We start from the raw sequence: 20241 nt of genomic DNA on the forward strand, positions 1-20241 counted from the left end.
ATTTTCCGTCATTAGGGCTACCATGACCGGACCGCATGATTATTGCAAGAATCAATGGTTTGCAGGTCGGACTTGCTGTGGATAAAGCGCAACAGCTAGCCATTTTTTGTATGTCTGCTTGGCTCTGCGGACATAGAAAAGGCGCCGGGGACGTGGCCCCGGCGCCTTGTATTGGCTGCCATCAGTTTGTGCAGGCGATTTCCATCTGCACTTTTTCGGTGCCGCGGCGGACAGTCGTGTAGCAAGTCTGCGGGGCAGGGGCGACTTCGACGGGGGCTTCGGCAACGACGACGGGGGCTTCTGGCGGCTCTGGCAAGGTGATTGCCTGGTCGCCATCGGGCACGACATTCAACGCAGAGTCCGATCCGACGAGCGAGAGGCTGAGCTTGCCTTCGGACTGGGCCTGCGCAAGGCGGGCAACGTCAGAGGGGCTGACCTGAACAGTCACCGTGCGCGGGATGACGGTTTGGGTGCTGTTGCGGTCGGTGCTTTGATCAATCGCGATCAGCTCAATCGAAGATCCAATCAAGAATGTTTCGTCCTGCCGTGCGGTCGGGCCGACCAAGCCGGTCCAGTAGATGTCGACTCGGTTTCCGGGGCGCAGAAAGCCTGACACGCCAGTTCCGGCATCAACATAGATGGTAAAAGCACGCATCATGGGGCGCAGTGTCTGCGTGATGCTGGCGATTTGGCCTTGCGGGGTCACTTTTGACGAAAGAACAATTTCGTTTGCGTCCATCGAGACGAGTACCGATCGGCTGATGTCCATGCCTTCGGGAAATAGGTCCTCTTTGGTTGCAAAAGAGCCTTCGGGAAGGAAGTCTTTGGCGTAACGGACCGCTATCAGGTCGTCTGGCATGATGGTGTCGCCAAAGGCCTTTGCGGAGTTGACCGCCAAAACTTCGACAGTTTCGACAATTTGAGCTGCGCGTTGACGTTCTGCAATCAACGCAGATTCTGTATCGGCAACATAGCCTTTGACCATGTAGACGGCGAATCCTGCGAGCGCCATTCCCAGCACCAGCACTAATCCAAATACTGTACGCATGATTTATCCTTTCGTGGTGGCCGTAAAATCGACGGAGTGGGGCGGCAGGGGCCGACGCGTCGTGGCTAAAATATTAAGGTTCGGTGGCTGCGATGACGTCTGCGATGTTATCTGCTTTTGCCAGCGCTGACGGCTTGATGGCGACGGCGATGATCAGGCCAAGGCCCACAGTTGCAGCCGTAAGAACGACCCAATCTACGGTGATCGCGCCGTCTTCGGCTGCAATGAAATTTTTCAAAAATCTTGTCATGTCCAAGTTCTCCGATCTGGTGGCGACATCTTTGCATCGCAGGGTATTACGGCAAACTTGCGGCGGGGCCGTGGTGCTTTCGTGCCCAGCACAACAAAAAAAGCCGCGCCATATTGGCGCGGCTTTCAGTAGCGTTGGAGCTACTATTATGGAGTGGTGGTGCCGGCAACAGCCTGGATGTCAGTAACGATCAGGGCAGTCTTGGCGATTGCCGCGTTACGGACAGTCGTGCCGACCAGCAGGCCCAGAGCAACGATGGCAGCGGTCAGAACGACCCAGTCAACAGTCACAGCACCGTCTTCGTCGTTGCGGAAGTTTTTGATAAAGTTCAACATGTTAATTCCCTCCTCAGGGTATCGCTAGTGTTATAGTATCCCTTGCCGGATTATCGCGACCGGCCTCTTGTTTGGCCGCTCCCCGTCTTGGATGAGTTATATTTGCCCTGTGATTGCGTCTGAAATTAGGCCCGTTTCGCATTATTTTGGACGAGACTTGATAAAGAGCAATAAAACTCCTAAGTATATGAATTAATGTGTGAATTTTATTCATTTACTACATTTTTGTTAATTTTTGCGTTGCGCGTTTGCGTCGAATACTGGCGAAAATGCCTTATTGTTCACGTCAAAGTAGCAATCACGCCGTGAACCTGCGACTCTCGGCGCAAAAGAAGCGTCGAGCAGGACGGATAAATTATGAAAATCTTTACGGTGGGCTGTCTTGTGGTAGCCGGGCTGATGATGGGCGTCGCGGAATTGCGGGCTGAAAGCCGATTGCAGCCTGATTTTACCTTTAAAAGGGTAGGGGTGCCTAAGTCGGGTGGATCGCGGATTACTGTTCAGGTCGATCCCAACGCAGCCCCTGCGACAATGTTTGCGCCAAAGCCCGAACAGACCGCTGCGGCTGTTATGACGCCGGACGGTGCTATCGCCCGCGTGCCGCAGTCGTCGGGGCTGGATTGGTTCTGGTCCACGATCTCTCCTGCTTTGGCGGACAGTGGGCCGGGGCGTTTGCACGATGCGCTTGCGGTGATCGCCCAACCGCCAGAGGGTAAGTCGGTGCCGGCCCCGCGCTTGCAGACATTGCAGGACATCGCGGCGCTACATGGGATCGAGATTCTGAAGGCGACCGTCGGCACAAAAGTCAGTCCGGCGTTAGTGCTTGCTTTGATCAGTGTGGAAAGCGCGGGGAATGCGCAGGCGGTTAGCGGGGCAGGGGCGCAGGGGTTGATGCAACTGATGCCCGACACCGCCGCGCGTTTTAGCGTGACGGATAGCCTGTCGCCCGCACAGAACATCAAAGGCGGCGTGGCCTATCTGGATTGGTTGATGAACAAGTTCGATGGCGACCCGATTTTGGTGCTGGCAGGATACAATGCTGGCGAAGGGTCGGTGCGCGACAATAAAGGTGTGCCGCCCTTCGCGGAAACCCGCGGCTATGTGCCCAAGGTGCTAGCCGCTTTTGCCGTGGCAAAGGGCCTGTGCCTGACGCCGCCAGAACTGGTCAGCGACGGCTGTGTGTTCGCGGTCAACAGGTCGTAATTGGTAGGCGGGCCAATCTGGCCCGCCCGTTTTGATTAGTCGACGATTGTGGCTTCGGTTGCAGCGCGCAATTCGTCCATCGTCACGTCCGTCGCACATTCGACGATCCGCAAACCGCCTTCGACGACATCCAGCACACCAAGGTTCGTGATGATCCGGTCCACGACGGCAGCGCCCGTCAGCGGCAGAGTGCAGGCCTTCAAGACCTTTGATTCGCCGTGCTTGTTGGCGTGATCCATGACGACCACGACGCGCTGCACGCCGGCGACAAGGTCCATCGCGCCGCCCATGCCTTTGATCAGCTTGCCGGGAATCATCCAGTTCGCCAGATCGCCATTCTCGGCGACTTCCATCGCGCCAAGAATCGCCATCGCGATCTTGCCGCCGCGGATCATGCCAAAGGACGTCGCAGAATCGAAGAACGCGGTCTGCGGCAGTTCGGTAATCGTCTGTTTACCCGCATTGATCAGGTCGGCGTCTTCTTCGCCTTCAATCGGGAAAGCGCCCATGCCAAGCATGCCGTTTTCCGATTGCAACGTCACCTCGATCCCGTCGGGGATATAGTTGCTGACCAGCGTCGGGATGCCGATGCCAAGGTTTACGTACCAGCCGTCCTGCAATTCTTGTGCAGCGCGGGCCGCCATTTGGTTGCGGTCCCAGCCCTTTTGCGTCCCAGCCATTATGCAGACTCCTTCTTGCGTGTCGTGCGCTGTTCGATCCGCTTTTCGTGCTCGCCTTGAATAATGCGATGCACATAGACGCCGGGCAGGTGGATGCTGTCGGGCTCTAGGCTGCCTGTCGGCACGATCTCTTCGACTTCGACCACGCAGACCTTGCCGCACATGGCGGCGGGTGGGTTAAAGTTGCGGGCAGTCTTGCGGAACACAAGGTTGCCGGTCGCGTCCGCTTTCCAAGCCTTCACGATTGCCAGATCCGCGACGATGCCGCGTTCCATGATATAGGTCTGGCCGTCGAAGTCCTTGTGCTCTTTCCCCTCGGCGATCTGGGTGCCGACGCCGGTCTTGGTGTAAAAGCCGGGAATGCCGCAGCCGCCAGCGCGCATCCGTTCGGCGAGCGTGCCTTGCGGATTGAATTCGACCTCTAGTTCGCCAGCCAGATATTGACGCATGAACTCGGCGTTCTCGCCCACGTAAGAAGAGATCATCTTCTTAACCTGTTTGGTTTGCAGCAGGATGCCGATCCCGAAGTCATCGACGCCAGCATTGTTGGACGCAAAGGTCAGACCCTTAACGCCTGAGTCCTTGATCGCGCCCAGCAGAAGTTCGGGGATGCCACACAGGCCAAAGCCTCCGGCGGCGATTAGCATGTCATCGGTCAGCAGACCGTCCAACGCCTCGGCGGCAGAGCCATAGACTTTCTTCATCTCGCACCCTCAAAATTCAATTGCCCGGCGAACCTGCTAGGCGCGCCGGGCAATGTCAATCTGATGCGGGCCTTTGAAGCCTATTCCAAAACGTCGCCGTCATCGTCGTCTGGCGCTGGCTTGGCTTTTGGCGCAGCTTTTTTCGCAGCAGGCTTTTTGGTCGCCGTCTTAGTTGCAGTCTTCGCCGCTGTCTTTGCAGCAGGTTTCTTTGCGGCCGTTTTCGCGGCTGGTTTTTTCGCAGCGGCCTTTTTCGGAGCAGCCTTCTTTTTGGCCCCCGGTTTGGGTTTGCCAGATTTCGCAGCCCGTTCGTCCAACAGGTCCACCGCCTGCGCCAGCGTCAAATCCTCTGGCGTGATCGTGTCAGGGATCGTGGCGTTCAGCTTATCCCATTTCACGTAAGGACCATATTTTCCGTCATAGATATTAACCGGACCGCCAGCGGCCGGGTGTTCGCCCAACTCTCTCAACGCGACGGCTGCCTTGCCGCGGCTGCCGCGGCTGGCGACTTTTTCGGCCAATAGCTGCACCGCGTGGTTCATGCCAACGGTCCAGACGTCGTCCAACCCTTCGAGGTTGGCATTGGTGCCACCCCGGTCAGATGTCGTGTCAGCGTGTTTCAAATACGGACCATAGCGTCCGATGTTTGCCCAAACGTTAATGCCGTCTTCGGGGTGTGTTCCAATGAGTCGGGGCAGGGCGAGCAGGCGCACGGCCTCTTCCAGGCTAACCTCTTCAGGCTCCCACGCAGCAGGCACAGATTGACGTGGCGGCTTCGGCACCTCCTCTGTCGCGGCACCGCGTTGGGCGAAGGGGCCAAAGCGGCCTTTGAAGATGCGGATCTCTTCGCCTTGATCCTCGCCCAGCAGCTTGCCGTCAGGGGGAATTGCAGACTTTTCCGCCTCTGGGTCGGGGGGGCCGAAGGGCCGGGTGTAGCGGCATTCAGGGTAATTCGAACAGCCGATGAACGCGCCGCCGGACCGGGCTGTGCGCATCGACAGACGGCCCGCGCCGCAGTTGGGGCAAAGGCGTGGATCGGTGCCATCGCCGGGATCGGGGAAAAGGTGCGGTTCCAGCACCTCGTTGATTTTGTCCAGCACTTCGCCGATGCGCAGATCGGCGGTTTCAGCAATCGCTGCGGAAAAGTCGCGCCAGAACCGTTCAAGCAGCTTTTTATAGTCGCCTTCTCCGGCGCTTACCTTGTCGAGCTGATCTTCTAGGTCGGCAGTAAAGTCGTATTCGACGTAGCGGTGGAAGTAGTTCGACAGGAACGCTGTCACCAGCCGCCCTTTGTCCTGCGGAATCAGGCGGTTCTTGTCTTTTTCGACATAGCCGCGATCCTGAATTGTCGTGACGATGCTGGCATAGGTGGACGGGCGGCCGATGCCGAGCTCTTCCATGCGCTTGACCAGCGTCGCTTCGGTATAACGGGGCGGGGGGAGGGTGAAATGTTGTTCACTATCAACAGATTGCTTTTTGGCAACCTCGCCCTGTTCGATCTGTGGCAGACGCTTGTCGTCTTCGTCCGTGCTGTCGTCGCGGCCTTCCTCGTAGACGCGCAGGAAGCCGTCGAACAGCATGACCTGACCGTTGGCACGCAGCATGACTTGCCCGTCCTTGCTGCCCACATCCACGGTCGTGCGTTCCATACGCGCCGCTTCCATTTGGCTGGCCAGCGTGCGCTTCCAGATCAGGTCATACAGCTTGCGCTGATCGGCATCCTTGATCTCTGCTTGCGTTGCGTCGACCATCATATCCGTCGGGCGGATACATTCGTGCGCCTCTTGCGCGTTCTTCGCCTTGTTTTTGTAGATGCGGGCGTCCTTGGGGACGTAATTGTCGCCAAACTTCGCCTTGATCGCGTCGCGCGCACCGGTCACCGCTTCTGGTGCCATGTCGATGCCGTCGGTCCGCATATACGTGATGAACCCGGCCTCATACAGGCGCTGTGCAACGCTCATACACTGCTTTGCGCCCATGCCGAATTTACGGCTGGCTTCCTGCTGCAGGGTCGAGGTCATGAAGGGTGGGCTGGGGTTGCGGCTGGCGGGCTTCGCCTCCACGCTTTGGACGGACAGATCGCGGGAGGTGATCGCCTGCACAGCCATTTCGGCCTGCGTTGCGTTGCCCAGATCGAATTTATCAAGTTTTTTGCCGCCAAGCACCGTCAGGCGCGCCTCGTAATTTGCGCCGCGGGGGTTTTCCAGAACCGCGCGGACGGTCCAGTATTCCTGATTGCGAAAGGCTTCGATTTCCATCTCGCGTTCGACGATCAAACGCAGGCAGACCGACTGAACCCGGCCTGCGGATTTCGCGCCGGGCAGTTTGCGCCACAACACAGGCGACAGGTTGAAGCCCACCAGATAATCCAGCGCGCGGCGCGCCAGATAGGCATCCACCAGCGGTTGGTCGACTTGGCGGGGATTTTTCATCGCCTCGGTTACGGCGGATTTTGTGATCGCGTTAAAGACGACGCGGCTGGCAGATTGAATTTTCAGCCCGCGCTTGTTCTGCAACTCTTCTTGCAGGTGCCACGAAATCGCCTCGCCCTCTCTGTCGGGGTCGGTTGCGAGGATCAGGTGCGGGTCTTCTTTCAGCGCATCGACGATGGCCTTGAGGTGCTTTTTGGAATCGCTCGCGACCTCCCACAGCATGGTAAAGTCTTCGTCCGGTAGGACCGAGCCGTTCTTTGGCGGCAGGTCGCGGACGTGGCCGTAGGATGCCAGCACCGTGAAATCCTGCCCCAAATACTTGTTGATCGTCTTGGCTTTCGCCGGGGATTCGACAACGACAACTGGCATGGAAAACCTTGCTTTTACTAGAGGGCACACTGGCCGCGCAACATGGTCGGCTTGTCCCTAAGTTGTCAATCCGGCGGCGTAGCGCCAGTGCCAAACCGCTTGATGCGCCTTACTGCATTGAAATTAATGATAAACAAATTTTCCGGCGTGTCACCACTCAGTTGGTGCGTGACAATAGCCCGCCGGCAGAACGGGCAATGAGGCCCTCAAGCTCTAGGTCGACTAGCGCTGGTGCGACGACGGGGGCAGCCCCTCCAAGGTCGCGGATTAGCTGATCTTCGGCCATCGGGGACACGCCAAGGCGGTTCAGGATCAAGTTGTGCAGCGCTGCAGTTTCGCGCAATCCGCGCTGCGGTTTTGGCGGGCGGTCTGGCGCTTGCGGGCGGTCTGGCGTTTGCGAATGATCTGGCATTCGCAGCGGCAGTTCAGGGGCGGCGCAGGGCAGGGTGCCGACGGCTTCGATCACGTCAGCGGCGCAGCGGATCAACGTTGCCCCATCGCGGATCAGCATGTTGCACCCGGCGGCGCGGGCATCAAAGGGGTGGCCCGGCACGGCGAGCACGTCGCGGTTGGCATCCAGCGCATTGCGGGCGGTGATCAGGCTGCCTGACTTGGCCGCCGCTTCTACGATGACCACGGCGCGCGACAGGCCCGCGATAATGCGATTGCGCGCGGGAAAGTGCCGCGCCTGTGGTTGCAGGCCCATTGGCATTTCCGACAGGCGCAGTCCCTGCGCCCCAATCTGCTGTGCCAGCACACTATTTTCGCGCGGATAAATCACATCGACCCCGCCCGCCTGGACAGCAACGGTGCCACCTTGCAGCGCAGCGTGGTGGGCGGCGGCGTCAATGCCGCGCGCAAGGCCGGACACCACGACAAAGCCTGCGGCGGTCAGATCGGCGGCCAGCGCCTTTGCCATGCGTGTGCCAAGGGACGATGCATTGCGGGCACCAACCATGGCGATCATGGGCCGCTGCAGCAGGTCAATTTGACCGATTGCCCATAGCATGGGCGGTGCGTCGGAAAGATCGTCAATGACCGCAGGCCAACCCGGATCGCCCTGCATCAGCAATTGCGCACCGGCCTTTTGCCCGGCCTTCAGTTCGGCGGCAACAACGCCTTCTGGGCAAATGCTGTAGTCTGATACGCCAGCCGCTGCGGCGATATCTGGCAGGGCGTCAAGCGCGGCAAGCGCCGTGCCGTGTTCGGCGAGCAGCCGGCGATAGGTTGCTGGCCCGACCCGGCGAGAACGCAGAAGACGAAGGTGATGGAACCTGGGGGCATCCTGGGGGGGGATGTGGTGCGTGGTCGGGAAACGTTCCACTTTTGAACCATACCTTCGTCTTGCTGCCTGATCAGACTAGAATCCCAAGGGTTAATAGGTTCTGAATCATTTCAGCAATTTAAGACGTTTTTGATCGGTCAGGCCGATCCGCCCACGGTCAGCCCCCCGATCATCAGGCTGGGTTGGCCGACGCCCACGGGCACCCACTGGCCTGCCTTGCCGCAATTCCCGATGCCGGGGTCGAGCGCGAGGTCATTGCCGATGCCGCGAATCTGCTTCAGCGCGGTCGCGCCGTCACCGATCAAGGTTGCGCCCTTGATCGGCGCGCCGACGACGCCGTCTTTGACGCGGTAGGCCTCTGTGCAGGAAAACACGAACTTGCCGTTGGTGATATCGACCTGACCACCGCCAAAGCCAACCGCATAGATCCCGTCCTTCAGGTCTGCGACCAGATCGGCGGGGGGCGTGCCGCCAGCCAGCATATACGTGTTCGTCATCCGCGGCATCGGCGCATGGGCATAGCTTTCGCGCCGCCCGTTGCCGGTGGGTTCGACGCCCATCAGGCGGGCATTCTGCCGGTCCTGCATATAGCCAACCAGCACACCGTCATCGATCAACACATTCTTGGCGCTGGGCGTGCCTTCGTCGTCCACGGTGATCGAGCCGCGACGGTCGGGGATCGTGCCATCGTCCAGCACTGTCACGCCTTTGGCCGCAATCTGTTGGCCCATCAGGCCCGCAAACGCGCTGCTGCCTTTGCGGTTAAAGTCGCCCTCTAGCCCGTGGCCAATCGCTTCATGCAGCAAAATGCCTGGCCAGCCCGGCCCAAGCACCACGTCCATCACGCCTGCTGGCGCGGCTTCGGCCGTCAGGTTGACCAGCGCGATGCGCAGCGCTTCGCGGGCGACGCCTTGCCAGTGGTCGGGCGCGATCAGGCCGATCAACGATGCGCGGCCACCGCCGCCCATGCTGCCGCTTTCCCGGCGGCCGCCGTCCTCGACGATGACAGAGATATTGATGCGGCTCATCGGCCGAATATCCGTGACGACAGTCCCTTCGGGGCGCAATATCACGACCTCTTGCAAGGATGCGCCCAAGGATGCGCTGACCTGCACGATGCGCGGGTCTAGATCGCGGCAGAAGGCGTCGATCTGGCGCAGTAGGTCGATTTTTGCCGGAAAGGTCGCCTCTGCCACCGGGTCAACGTCACTATAAAGCTTAACATTCGTCCCCTTGGGCCCGGCCGCCAGTGTGCCGCCGCCATCACCGACGGCCAAACGCGCCGTCGCCACGGCCCGCCGCAGCGCATGTTCGTCAATGGTCGAGGCGTGGGCATAACCGGCACGCTCGCCCCGCACGGCGCGCAGGCCGAAGCCTTCGGACGCATCATAGCTGGCGTTTTTTACACGCCCATCGTCCAGCACAAGGCTTTCCGACCGGCGGCGTTCAATGAACAATTCACCGTCGTCAGCGCCCTGAACGGCGTCCCGCAACAGGCCGAGGGCTGCATCCTGATCGAGGTGCGTCGTGAATGGGCGGAAGGCGTCAGCGGTCATTTAGGCATCCTTAAGCGGGGCAAGTTAAACACACACATCGCGCCAAAGCGTCTCTTTGACGCAATCGTGGTTCTTGAGTTGTCCCTCAGGATATGGGACACGCTGGGCAGGATACAACGGGATTCCGTGTCGGCCGCATCGTCGGTGGCCCCGCGCAATCGTCACGCCGCAGGGGGAAAACCCTGCGCCGGAGCAAAAGGGAAAGACATGCGAGTGAGCAATTTCGCCAAGACTGCCTGGACCACCATGGGTCTTATTCTTGCCGGTGCCGCGGCCAATGCGCAGGACGTGAACGTGGAATTGCCCGTCATCGGTGCCCCCCATGCGAACGGAATCGGTTTTCAAGAAGCTGTCACCAGCATTGCGCGCGACGTGCATTGGCTGGACGGCATGCTGCTGTGGATCATCACCGCGATCGTGCTTTTCGTGTCTGGTCTGATGATTTGGACCTTCTGGAAGTTTAACCACAAGACGAACCCAAAGCCCGCTGGCTTTACTCACAACAGCCCGCTGGAAATCGCTTGGACCGTCGTGCCAATCATCGTTCTGGTGTTTATCGGTGCGTTCTCTTTGCCGGTCTTGTTTAACCAGCAGGAAATCCCTGAAGGCGACATCACCATCAAGGTGACAGGCTACCAGTGGTATTGGGGCTACGAATACGTTGACGAAGGCGTCGCGTTCGAATCCTTCATGCTCGCTCCTGAAGAGCTGGCCGACTACGGTTACACCGACGATTTGTACAAGCTGGCAACCGATCAGGCGATCATCCTGCCCGTTGGCAAGACCGTCGTGATGCAGCTGACTGGCGCTGACGTGATCCATTCGTGGACCATCCCTGCCTTTGGTGTGAAGCAAGACGCCGTGCCTGGCCGTTTGGCGCAACTGTGGTTTAACCCAGAAAAAGAAGGCATTTACTTTGGCCAGTGCTCTGAGCTGTGTGGCAAAGACCATGCCTATATGCCGATCACCGTCAAGGTCGTCAGCCAAGAAGTCTACGACGCTTGGTTGATCGAAGCGAAAGACCAGAACGGCGTCTGATCGCAGTTGCGATTAGGGACCAAATTTACATACGGCGCGACCCGGTGATTACCCCGGGTCGCGTCCCTTTTATCCGAGCTGCTGAAGGCGCAAACCATGTCTGACATGAGCCTGCACGAAACCACCCCAGAGACCGAGTACGAGGCGCAGATGGGCGATTATTTCGCCTTACTGAAGCCGCGCGTGATGTCGCTGGTGGTGTTCACAGCCCTTGTTGGCCTTCTTGTGGCACCGACGCCGGTCCATCCCTTCATCGGGTTCGTTGCGATTTTGTGCATCGCCGTTGGGGCTGGGGCCTCTGGTGCGCTGAACATGTGGTGGGATGCGGATATCGACGCCCGCATGCGCCGCACGGCGAAACGCCCCATTCCTGATGGCCGCGTTAAACCGGGCGAAGCGCTGGGCCTTGGTCTAACTTTGTCCTGCTTTGCTGTTGTGCTGCTTGGGCTTGCGACCAATTGGGTCGCGACCGGGTTGCTGGCCTTTACCATCTTCTTTTACGCCGTCGTTTATTCGATGTGGCTCAAGCGCGCGACGCCACAGAATATCGTGATTGGCGGCGCTGCTGGTGCGTTCCCTCCGATGATCGGCTGGGCCGTTGCGACCGGGGGAATCAGCATTGATTCGGTCCTGATGTTCGCGCTGATCTTTATGTGGACGCCGCCGCACTTCTGGGCGCTCGCGCTGTTTGTGAAAACGGACTATGGCGACGCTGGCGTGCCGATGCTGACCGAAACCCACGGCCGCCGCGTCACCCGTAACCACGTGCTGGCCTATTGCGTGCCGCTGGTCGCTGTGGCGATTGGACTTGGCTTCACCTCGATCGGGGGCTGGGTCTATTTGGCGGTGGCAGTGTTCTTTAACGCTTGGTTCCTGAAAGGCTGCTACGACATTTGGCGCCGGGACGATGCACAGGCCGAGGCGGACAATTACAAGGTCGAGATCAAGACCTTCAAAGTGTCTCTCTATTACCTTTTCGCGCATTTCGGTGCCCTCCTGATCGAGGCTGTCTTGCGCGCCAACCATATCGGAGGCCTGTAAATGGCAATCCAAGTCGAACATGAAATTCACAAACGCCGCCGTGGCCGCAACATGGGCGTCGGCATTTTGCTGCTGGCGTTTATTGGTGTCGTCTTCGGGCTGACCGTGGTGAAGGTTCTGCAACTGGGCGACTTGCGCAAGTTTGAGACATTTGACCACGTTGTGCGCCCGCAGATCGTGCCTGATACTCCTGAAACAACTGTTCCATTACCAGAGGTTTCAAACTGATGCTTTTCCCTAGGCTTACCGGTGCCAATCGCACCCTTGCACAGACGGTTGCTGTCGTTGCGGTGATGGTTGGCCTCGCGTTTGCGTCCGTGCCTTTTTATTCGTGGTTCTGCCGGGTTACGGGCTTTTCCGGCTATACCAATGTCGCGACCGCCGGGTCTGACACGATCCTTGATCAGACGATTAAGGTCCGCTTTGACGCGTCCCTTGATCGCGATATGCCTTGGACCTTTACGCCCGTGCAGCGGGAAATGACCCTGCGCCTCGGCGAAACGGGCCTTGCATTTTACGAGGCGCATAACCCGACCGACCGTGTTGTGTCGGGGCAGGCTGCCTATAATGTCACCCCCTACGAGGCGGGCGGCTTTTTCGATAAGATCGAATGCTTCTGCTTTACCGAGCAAACCTTGCAGCCCGGAGAAACGGTACAGATGCCCGTCAGCTTTTATGTTGACCCGGCAATTATCGAAGACCGCGATGCGAAGTATGTCCATACGATCACATTGGGTTATACCTTTTACGAGATTGACCCACCCGAAACCACACAACAGGCATCCGCCGACGCGAATCTTTTGACAACCGCGCCAGCCAACGCCATAGACACCAACTAACGACCGCGACCAGCAGCACGGGAAAACAACAACATGGCTCACGAAAAGAACCACGACTTCCACATCCTCGCACCGTCGATCTGGCCATTCGCCGGTTCGCTAGGCGCATTTATCATGCTGTTCGGCGGCACACTGTGGATGCACGATCACGGGCCATGGGCGTTCCTGGTCGGCTTGGCGCTGGTGCTTTACGTCATGTTCGCTTGGTGGTCCGAAGTCGTCCACGAAAGCCAGATTGGCGATCACACCCCGGTTGTCCGCATCGGCCTGCGTTACGGCTTCATCATGTTCATCATGTCCGAAGTCATGTTCTTTGCGGCCTGGTTCTGGTCGTTCTTTAAGCACGCCATGTACCCGATGGGCCCGATGAGTCCCATCGTTGATGGTGTTTGGCCACCTGCAGGGATCGAAACCTTTGATCCGTGGCACCTGCCGCTGATCAACACGCTGATCCTGCTCTGCTCTGGCGCGGCCGCGACTTGGGCACACCACGCACTGGTGCACGAAAACAACCGTCAGGATATGAAGTGGGGCCTGATGCTGGCCGTCGCTTTGGGCGCGCTGTTCACCGTGTTTCAGGCGTACGAGTATTCGCACGCGGCCTTCGGCCTTGCTGGCAACATCTACGGCGCGAACTTCTACATGGCGACCGGCTTCCATGGTTTCCACGTTCTGATCGGTACGATCTTTCTGCTGGTCTGCTTGATCCGCGTCTACAAGGGCCACTTCACCCCTGAAAAGCACGTCGGTTTCGAGGCCGCAGCTTGGTACTGGCACTTCGTTGACGTCGTCTGGCTGTTCCTCTTTGCCTCGATCTACATCTGGGGCGCATAAGCGCGATCCACGCACCGAATTTGAAAAGGCGGCCCCAGCGGGTCGCCTTTTTGCATAAGACCGGACCTTCACCCCGCGCGCCAAACGCGGTAAGGCAACCCGGTCTGATCCAAGGGGCGACATCGATGCTGCGCAAGATTTTCTTTCCCCTGCTAATGGGCGTCGCCGGTTGCGCCGTCCTGATCGCGTTGGGGACATGGCAGGTGCAGCGCCTGACGTGGAAGACAGCCATTCTGGACCAGATCACAGCGACCATCATCGCACCGCCCGTGGCGCTGCCCGCGAACCCCGATCCTGTCGCCGACGAATATCTACCCGTTATGGTTTCGGGGCAGATCATCGGCGCACCTTTGTCGGTGCTTGTCAGCACGGCGGATAACGGCGCAGGCTATCGCACCATCACGGCATTTCAAACCGACGCGGGCCGCACGATTGCGGCCGATTTTGGCTTTCTGTCCCTTGATGATCGCGGCGCGGCGCTGCCGACGGGGCAGGCGACGCTGACGGGCAATCTGCTTTGGCCGGACGAGGTGGACAATTGGACGCCGGAGCCCGATGTCGCCACGGGCATCTGGTTCGCCCGCGATCTGCCTGCCATGGCCACTGCCTTGAACGCAGAGCCTATTTTGCTGGTCGCCCGCAATATTGACCCCGTCAGCCCCACCGTCCCTATGCCGGTCGGGATCGAGGGGATCCCCAACGACCACCTTGGCTATGCCATTACGTGGTTCATGCTGGCTATCGGCTGGGCGCTGATGACTGGCCTTTTGATCTTTCGCACACTTCGCCAAAAGGACGCCTGACATGCGCTATATTTCGACCCGCGGGCAGGCCCCGATCCTGTCGTTTGAAGACACAATGCTGACGGGCCTTGCCCGGGATGGCGGCCTTTATGTGCCGGAAACGATCCCGACACTAACCCCCGATCAGATCGCCGCAATGGCTGGGCAAAGCTATGAGGACGTGGCCTATACCGTCATGCGCCCCTTTATCGGTGAGACCTTCACCGACGCGCAATTCCGCGAGCTGATCGCCAAGGCCTATGCCGGATTTGGCCACGCCGCCCGCGCGCCATTGGTGCAGTTGGCCCCGAACCATTTCCTGCTGGAGCTGTTCCACGGCCCAACGCTGGCGTTCAAAGACTTTGCGATGCAGCTGATTGGCCAGATGTTTCAGGCGGCGCTTGCCCGCTCTGGCAACCGCGTCACGATTGTCGGTGCGACATCGGGCGATACCGGTTCTGCCGCGATAGAGGCGTTTCGCGGTCTTGATGCCGTGGATGTCTTTATCCTGTACCCGCATGGCCGCGTGTCCGAAGTGCAGCGCCGTCAGATGACCACGCCGACCGAATCCAACGTCCATGCGATTGCCGTGGATGGCGATTTCGACGGTTGTCAGGCGCTGGTGAAGGATATGTTCAACGACTTCCAGTTCCGCGAAGACGTGCGGCTGGCGGGGGTGAACTCGATCAACTGGGGCCGGGTGTTGGCGCAGGTGGTGTATTACTTCACGTCCGCCGTGTCGCTGGGTGCGCCGCATCGCAAGGTCAGCTTTACCGTTCCGACGGGCAATTTCGGTGACATCTTTGCGGGCTATATCGCCAAGCAGATGGGCCTGCCGATTGGCGAGTTGGTTGTTGCGACCAATACGAACGACATCCTGCATCGCACACTGGAAACCGGCGCTTATACCAAGGACAGCGTGACCCCGACGATCAGCCCGTCGATGGATATTCAGGTCAGCAGCAACTTTGAACGCGCGCTGTTTTATGCCTACGGCCAAGACGGCGCCGCCGTTGCCAGCCAAATGGATGATCTGAAAAAGGGTGGCTTTAAGATTTCCCAAGGTGCCATCGACGCGCTGCGCAGCGCCTATGCCTCTGGCCGGGTGTCAGAGGGTGACACATCCGAGACGATCACCCGCTATCTGGCAGAGCATGGCGAACTGCTGTGCCCTCACACGGCTGTGGGTGCAAATATCGGCGAAAAGCACCTTGGCACCGTTCCGATGGTCACACTGGCCACGGCACACCCCGCAAAATTCCCCGCCGCAGTCGAGGCTGCGACAGGCATCCACCCCCCCTTGCCCCCGCGCATGGCGGACCTGTATGACCGCCCCGAACGGATTACACGCAGCAAGGGTGACCTTGTTGCAATCCAGAAAATCATCAAGGACCGGATCACGTCTTGACCATTGAACTTCACACGCTGTCCAACGGCTTTCGCGTTGTAACTGAACATATGCCGGGGCTGGCCAGCGCCTCTGTTGGCATCTGGGTGAACGCGGGCGGCCGACACGAGGCCGAAGAGCAGAACGGCATTGCGCACTTTCTGGAACACATGGCGTTCAAGGGCACAGACACCCGCACGTCCCTGCAGATCGCAGAGGCGATCGAGGATGTGGGCGGCTATATCAACGCCTATACCAGCCGGGAAACGACGGCCTATTACGCGCGCGTGCTCGAATCGGACGTCGGGCTTGGCCTTGATGTGATCGCTGATATCCTGCTGAACCCGCTGTTCGAGGACCACGAGATCGAGACAGAGCGCGGCGTGATCTTGCAAGAGATCGGCCAGGCGCTGGATACGCCAGACGATATCATCTTCGACTGGCTGCAAGAGGTCGCTTATCCCGACCAGCCCATTGGGCGCACGATCTTGGGACCAGAGGAGCGGGTCGAGAAGTTTACCCGCGATGATCTGACAGGCTTTGTCGGCACGCATTATGGCCCGAACCAAATGATTCTTGCCGCCGCTGGTGCTGTCGATCACGACGCATTGGTTGCGCAGGCGGAAAAGCTGTTTGGACATCTGCCAGCGCGTCCGCGCACCGGCCTGATCCAGCCCGCGAAATTCGTCGGCGGCGAGCGGCGCGAGAGCAAGAAGCTGGAGCAAGTCCACTTTGCGCTGGCGTTCGAGGGGCCGGATTACCGCGATCCCGCGATCTACACCGCCCAGATTTATGCCAGCGCGTTGGGCGGCGGCATGTCGTCCCGTCTGTTTCAAGAAATCCGTGAAAAGCGCGGGCTGTGCTATACGATTTTTGCGCAGGCTGGAGCCTATGAGGATACAGGCCTGACCACGATCTATGCGGGCACTAGCGCCGAAGAGATCGAAGAGCTTGCCAATATCACCATGGACGAGATGAAGCGCGCGGCCGACGACATGACGGCAGCCGAGGTCGCCCGGTCGCGTGCGCAGATGAAGGCTGGCTTGCTAATGGGGCTGGAAAGCCCATCGAACCGGGCAGAGCGTCTGGCGCGGCTGCTGGCGATCTGGGACCGTATCCCGACTGTCGCGGAAACGGTGGAAAGCATCGACGCCGTCACCACGGGCGACGTGCGCGACTTTGCCGCCCGCACGGCGCAGGCTGGCGCGGCGCTGACGCTTTATGGTCCCGCCGACGCGGCCCCCTCGCTAGAGGCGCTGCGCGCGCGACTGGTCGCCTGATGCTGGGGCGGGCGCGCAAGGTTCGGCTAGATACCGAACGCCTGATGTTGCGCCCGCCGATGCATGCCGACTTTCGCCCATGGTGCGGGTTGCGCGAAGCCAGCCACGATTTCCTGCAACCGTGGGAGCCGACCTGGGCTGCCGATCATTTTAGCCGCAAGTCATTCACCAACCGGGTGTATTGGTCGCAACGGTCGATCCAGCAGGGCAGCGCAGTGCCGTTGTTTCTGATCCGCCACAGCGACAACCAACTGATCGGGGCGATTACGCTTGATAATATCCGCCGCGGTCCGGCGCAGGCGGGGACAACGGGCTATTGGATCGGGCAATCTTTTGCGCGCCAAGGCTACATGCGCGAGGCGATCAAAGCGCTGGTGCATTACGCCTTTACCGCGCTGGACCTGAGCCGGATCGAGGCAGGGTGCCTGCCCGAAAACGCGCCATCGCGCCGGCTCTTGGAAAACTGCGGGTACAAATACGAGGGCGTCGCGCAAAGCTATTTGCAGATCGACGGGCGCTGGCGCAATCACGTGCTTTACGCCAACCTGCGCCATGACCGGCGGGGGCGCACTGACGTCGGCTAGGCGCTACGCCACCGATACGCGGCAGGGCACCTTGACGGCAGCGTGCAATCGCACAATGCATGGCGGCATGCGCTGGATTTTTCTTTTGTTGATGTGTGCAGGGTGTAGCCCGGCCTTACTGCGAACCACCGGGGCGCAGGACCCTTTTGTGTATGACGCTGTAGCCGTGGCGCAGGCCGACAAGGTCGCCCTTTTTATCCCCGGGGCTCTGTCGTCAATCGAAGTCTTTGGCCCTTCAAAAGACTGGGAAGCTGCAGGTTATACCCGCGCTTTTTACCGCTATCCCGGCCTTGATGGCCTGCCGACAGACCACCGCCTTGACCCGTCAACGGCCGCTGCTGACGTTGTTCAATTTGCCAGTAAGTTGGCCCCAGACGCACAGCTGGTCTTGGTCGGCTATTCTACCGGCGCATTGATCGCGCTAGAGGCCGCGCCTGACATAAATCCCGCCCATCAGGTCCGCGTGGCCGCGATGTCGCCGTCGGTCGAACACGCTGGCGGATTGCAGACGATTGTGTCCGGCGCAGGTGATGTCGTGCGGGCGGTTTATGCGACAAAGTCGGTGGCAAAGGAAAAAGTCTGGCCTCGGTTCTGGGCAGGGCTTTTGTTCGGCAGAGAAGAACTGGCCGCGCCAACCGCTTCGCCTGAATTGCAGGACGCGGTGGCGCGTGGGTCCAAGATTCAGACGCAGCTGGATACGCAAATCGCGTTTGCGCATATGCTCGCGCTGCCCGGCTGGCGGTTGCCTTCGAATCTGGACCTGACGGGCATCCCGGTCGCGTTTTTCATTGGCCTAAGTGATCCGGTGTTCTCGACCCGCCAAACAACCGATTTTTCGCGAAAAATCGGCGGCGTCCCCATCCTTGGCTATCCGGGGCAGGGGCATCTGTTGTTCTTTACCCGGCCAGATGTCTTCGCGGATATGCTTGATTTTGCCGAAGGCCGCCCGCCCCGATTGCGTTAAGGTCCGGCCGTTTCTGATCGACGGGGCGTTTGCGCTGGACACCGCCCGGCGTGCCCTTACCTTTGCCTCGACAAAGAATGGAGCCGCCATGCTGACCCCGGCCACGACCGATACCCTTGCCGATCTGCGCGCGGCCTTGCCCGCAGATACCTTTCGCGATGATACCGCGCCTTACCTGACTGAACCACGCGGCCGCTGGGCGGGTAGCGGGATCGTCGTCGCGCCGCGCACGACGGATCAGGTTGCGCAGATCGTACGTTATTGTCACGAACGGCGCATCGCTGTCGTGCCTTACGGTGGTGGCACCGGATTGGTCGGCGGCCAGTTGATGGGGCAGGGGGATGTGCCGCTTGTGCTGTCGCTAGAGCGCATGACTGCAATCCGCGCGACCTATCCCAGCGAATCCGTTCTGGTGGCCGAGGCCGGGGCGATCTTGGCTGATGTGCAAAAGGCCGCAGAAGATATCGGGAGGATGTTCCCGCTCTCGCTTGCCTCTGAAGGGTCGGCGCGGATTGGCGGGTTGCTATCTACCAATGCAGGCGGCGTGAATGTGCTGCGCTACGGCAATGCGCGCGCCCAGTGTCTGGGGCTAGAGGTGGTGCGCCCGGACGGCAGTATTTGGAACGGGTTGTCGCGCCTGCGCAAGGATAACACCGGATACGATCTGCGCGATTTGATGATCGGGGCAGAGGGCACGCTTGGCATTATCACCGCGGCCGCCTTGCGCCTTGTGCCGCAGCCTGCCGCTGTTGGGGCTGCAATGCTGGCGGTGCCGTCCCCTGCCGCGGCGCTGGATTTGCTTGCGCTGGCCCAGTCGCGCCTTGGTGACGGGATTTCCGCGTTCGAGATGATCCACCGTCAGGGCCTAGATTTTCTGGACGAGGTCGGCCCGGCTTTTAAGGCCCCCTTTGCTGCGCACCCCGAATGGATGGTGCTGATTGATATCGGTATGCCCGCCGGGCTTGCCCCTGACGCGGCGCTGGAAACCCTGTTCGAGGTTGCGGCCGAGGCGGGGCTTGTGACCGACGGCGTGATTGCCCGGTCCGGTGCGGACCGCGATGCGCTGTGGCATATCCGTGAAAGCATTCCAGAGGCGAACCGGCGCATCGGCTCTATTTCGTCCCACGATATTTCGCTGCCGCTGAGCCTTGTGCCTGATTTTATCGTCGAAGGTGGCAAGCGGTTGGCGCAGGTCGGTCATTTCAGGATCAACTGCTTTGGTCATCTGGGGGACGGTAACCTGCACTACAATGTCTTCCCCTTACTCGGCGAGGCGCGCAGCGATCACGAAGATAAGCGTGCCGCGGTGAAGGATTGCGTCCATGATCTGACCCACGAGATGGGTGGGTCGGTCAGCGCCGAACACGGCGTTGGGCGGCTAAAGGTCGGCGATCTGGAAAAATACGGCGATCCGGCCAAGCTGGCGATGATGCGTGCGATTAAATTAGCACTGGATCCCCACGGCATTATGAATCCCGGTGCCGTGCTGCGCACGTTAACTGACGATTAAGGATCACGACGCATAAGGGAGGAAGAAAGCCGGTGAATCACTGGACTTCCTCCCAGGTCAGAAGACCTATGCTGCGACCTTCGAAAGAGGTCTTGCCGGAAAATCCGGCGCAGCCGGTCTGCG

At 59.7% G+C, this 20241-nt stretch carries 20 protein-coding genes; 12 read left to right on the forward strand and 8 right to left on the reverse strand.

The annotated features are described in order from the left end of the window. Positions 1-181: 181 nt before the first annotated feature. The 3 genes from cpaB to BM131_RS03505 form a co-directional block, all read right to left on the reverse strand. A complete protein-coding gene (gene cpaB / locus BM131_RS03500) occupies positions 182-1048 on the reverse strand; it encodes a Flp pilus assembly protein CpaB (protein ID WP_090185723.1) in 867 nt (288 codons plus the stop codon). Between the two features lie 73 nt (positions 1049-1121). Continuing rightward, positions 1122-1286 carry a hypothetical protein gene (locus BM131_RS20205; RefSeq protein ID WP_175499140.1) on the reverse strand — a complete coding sequence of 55 codons (165 nt, stop codon included), beginning with the start codon at positions 1284-1286 and terminating at the stop codon, positions 1122-1124. A 158-nt stretch (positions 1287-1444) separates the two neighbouring features. Continuing rightward, positions 1445-1633, reverse strand: a complete 189-nt coding sequence (locus BM131_RS03505; protein ID WP_090185725.1) for a Flp family type IVb pilin — start codon at positions 1631-1633, stop codon at positions 1445-1447. A gap of 357 nt (positions 1634-1990) precedes the next feature. On the opposite strand from BM131_RS03505, the gene BM131_RS03510 reads away from it, so the two are divergent. Next, positions 1991-2836: a lytic transglycosylase domain-containing protein gene (locus BM131_RS03510; protein ID WP_090185728.1), complete on the forward strand. Its 846-nt coding sequence runs from the start codon at positions 1991-1993 to the stop codon at positions 2834-2836. A gap of 35 nt (positions 2837-2871) precedes the next feature. Here the strand turns inward: BM131_RS03510 and BM131_RS03515 are convergent, their stop codons facing one another. The 5 genes from BM131_RS03515 to tldD form a co-directional block, all read right to left on the reverse strand. Continuing rightward, positions 2872-3516, reverse strand: coding sequence for a 3-oxoacid CoA-transferase subunit B (locus BM131_RS03515; protein ID WP_090185730.1), 645 nt, complete (start codon positions 3514-3516; stop codon positions 2872-2874). Then, positions 3516-4220, reverse strand: a complete 705-nt coding sequence (locus BM131_RS03520) for a CoA transferase subunit A (RefSeq protein WP_090185732.1) — start codon at positions 4218-4220, stop codon at positions 3516-3518. The genes BM131_RS03515 and BM131_RS03520 overlap by 1 nt, the downstream gene beginning before the upstream one ends. An 80-nt stretch (positions 4221-4300) precedes the next feature. Continuing rightward, positions 4301-7018: a type I DNA topoisomerase gene (gene topA, locus BM131_RS03525; protein ID WP_090185735.1), complete on the reverse strand. Its 2718-nt coding sequence runs from the start codon at positions 7016-7018 to the stop codon at positions 4301-4303. 157 nt (positions 7019-7175) lie between these two features. Next, complete coding sequence (gene dprA, locus BM131_RS03530) at positions 7176-8342, reverse strand: DNA-processing protein DprA (RefSeq protein WP_090185738.1); 1167 nt, start codon at positions 8340-8342, stop codon at positions 7176-7178. Between the two features lie 98 nt (positions 8343-8440). Continuing rightward, positions 8441-9859, reverse strand: a complete 1419-nt coding sequence (gene tldD, locus BM131_RS03535; protein WP_090185741.1) for a metalloprotease TldD — start codon at positions 9857-9859, stop codon at positions 8441-8443. 207 nt (positions 9860-10066) lie between these two features. Here tldD and coxB point away from each other — a divergent pair, with 207 nt between their 5' ends. From coxB to BM131_RS03590, 11 genes are all read left to right on the forward strand, one after another. Then, entirely contained in the window at positions 10067-10897 is an 831-nt protein-coding gene (gene coxB, locus BM131_RS03540) for a cytochrome c oxidase subunit II (protein ID WP_090185743.1), read from the forward strand. Positions 10898-10993: 96 nt separating this feature from the next. After that, positions 10994-11938 carry a heme o synthase gene (cyoE, locus tag BM131_RS03545; protein WP_090185746.1) on the forward strand — a complete coding sequence of 315 codons (945 nt, stop codon included), beginning with the start codon at positions 10994-10996 and terminating at the stop codon, positions 11936-11938. After that, complete coding sequence (locus BM131_RS03550) at positions 11939-12166, forward strand: hypothetical protein (RefSeq protein WP_090185747.1); 228 nt, start codon at positions 11939-11941, stop codon at positions 12164-12166. Further along, positions 12166-12777, forward strand: coding sequence for a cytochrome c oxidase assembly protein (locus BM131_RS03555; protein ID WP_090185750.1), 612 nt, complete (start codon positions 12166-12168; stop codon positions 12775-12777). The genes BM131_RS03550 and BM131_RS03555 overlap by 1 nt, the downstream gene beginning before the upstream one ends. Positions 12778-12810: 33 nt before the next feature. Further along, on the forward strand, positions 12811-13611 hold the full coding sequence (locus BM131_RS03560) for a cytochrome c oxidase subunit 3 (protein WP_090185753.1): 801 nt from the start codon (positions 12811-12813) through the stop codon (positions 13609-13611). 125 nt (positions 13612-13736) lie between these two features. Further along, a complete protein-coding gene (locus tag BM131_RS03565; RefSeq protein WP_090185755.1) occupies positions 13737-14414 on the forward strand; it encodes an SURF1 family protein in 678 nt (225 codons plus the stop codon). Position 14415: 1 nt separating this feature from the next. Beyond that, positions 14416-15801, forward strand: a complete 1386-nt coding sequence (thrC, locus tag BM131_RS03570) for a threonine synthase (RefSeq protein ID WP_090185758.1) — start codon at positions 14416-14418, stop codon at positions 15799-15801. After that, positions 15798-17060 carry a M16 family metallopeptidase gene (locus tag BM131_RS03575; RefSeq protein WP_090185760.1) on the forward strand — a complete coding sequence of 421 codons (1263 nt, stop codon included), beginning with the start codon at positions 15798-15800 and terminating at the stop codon, positions 17058-17060. Before thrC ends, BM131_RS03575 begins: the two co-directional genes overlap by 4 nt. Beyond that, the gene (locus BM131_RS03580; protein WP_090185763.1) at positions 17060-17644 is read left to right on the forward strand and encodes a GNAT family N-acetyltransferase; all 585 of its coding nucleotides are present in this window, start codon (positions 17060-17062) and stop codon (positions 17642-17644) included. The genes BM131_RS03575 and BM131_RS03580 overlap by 1 nt, the downstream gene beginning before the upstream one ends. Before the next feature lie 148 nt (positions 17645-17792). Then, positions 17793-18608: an alpha/beta fold hydrolase gene (locus tag BM131_RS03585; RefSeq protein ID WP_175499144.1), complete on the forward strand. Its 816-nt coding sequence runs from the start codon at positions 17793-17795 to the stop codon at positions 18606-18608. An 88-nt stretch (positions 18609-18696) separates the two neighbouring features. Beyond that, the gene (locus BM131_RS03590; protein WP_090186008.1) at positions 18697-20118 is read left to right on the forward strand and encodes an FAD-binding oxidoreductase; all 1422 of its coding nucleotides are present in this window, start codon (positions 18697-18699) and stop codon (positions 20116-20118) included. Positions 20119-20241 lie beyond the last annotated feature (123 nt).

The organism is Loktanella salsilacus (assembly GCF_900114485.1).
In the GTDB taxonomy this organism is placed as follows: domain Bacteria; phylum Pseudomonadota; class Alphaproteobacteria; order Rhodobacterales; family Rhodobacteraceae; genus Loktanella; species Loktanella salsilacus.

Excerpts from the sequence above, each read along its gene's own strand:
- BM131_RS03505 (WP_090185725.1), bottom strand. The coding sequence starts at position 1,633 with ATGTTGAACTTTATCAAAAACTTCCGCAACGACGAAGACGGTGCTGTG.
- thrC (WP_090185758.1), top strand. The coding sequence starts at position 14,416 with ATGCGCTATATTTCGACCCGCGGGCAGGCCCCGATCCTGTCGTTTGAA.
- cpaB (WP_090185723.1), bottom strand. The coding sequence starts at position 1,048 with ATGCGTACAGTATTTGGATTAGTGCTGGTGCTGGGAATGGCGCTCGCA.
- BM131_RS03565 (WP_090185755.1), top strand. The coding sequence starts at position 13,737 with ATGCTGCGCAAGATTTTCTTTCCCCTGCTAATGGGCGTCGCCGGTTGC.
- topA (WP_090185735.1), bottom strand. The coding sequence starts at position 7,018 with ATGCCAGTTGTCGTTGTCGAATCCCCGGCGAAAGCCAAGACGATCAAC.
- BM131_RS03580 (WP_090185763.1), top strand. The coding sequence starts at position 17,060 with ATGCTGGGGCGGGCGCGCAAGGTTCGGCTAGATACCGAACGCCTGATG.
- BM131_RS03515 (WP_090185730.1), bottom strand. The coding sequence starts at position 3,516 with ATGGCTGGGACGCAAAAGGGCTGGGACCGCAACCAAATGGCGGCCCGC.
- BM131_RS03550 (WP_090185747.1), top strand. The coding sequence starts at position 11,939 with ATGGCAATCCAAGTCGAACATGAAATTCACAAACGCCGCCGTGGCCGC.
- tldD (WP_090185741.1), bottom strand. The coding sequence starts at position 9,859 with ATGACCGCTGACGCCTTCCGCCCATTCACGACGCACCTCGATCAGGAT.
- cyoE (WP_090185746.1), top strand. The coding sequence starts at position 10,994 with ATGTCTGACATGAGCCTGCACGAAACCACCCCAGAGACCGAGTACGAG.
- coxB (WP_090185743.1), top strand. The coding sequence starts at position 10,067 with ATGCGAGTGAGCAATTTCGCCAAGACTGCCTGGACCACCATGGGTCTT.
- BM131_RS03560 (WP_090185753.1), top strand. The coding sequence starts at position 12,811 with ATGGCTCACGAAAAGAACCACGACTTCCACATCCTCGCACCGTCGATC.
- BM131_RS03510 (WP_090185728.1), top strand. The coding sequence starts at position 1,991 with ATGAAAATCTTTACGGTGGGCTGTCTTGTGGTAGCCGGGCTGATGATG.
- BM131_RS03520 (WP_090185732.1), bottom strand. The coding sequence starts at position 4,220 with ATGAAGAAAGTCTATGGCTCTGCCGCCGAGGCGTTGGACGGTCTGCTG.
- BM131_RS03555 (WP_090185750.1), top strand. The coding sequence starts at position 12,166 with ATGCTTTTCCCTAGGCTTACCGGTGCCAATCGCACCCTTGCACAGACG.
- BM131_RS03590 (WP_090186008.1), top strand. The coding sequence starts at position 18,697 with ATGCTGACCCCGGCCACGACCGATACCCTTGCCGATCTGCGCGCGGCC.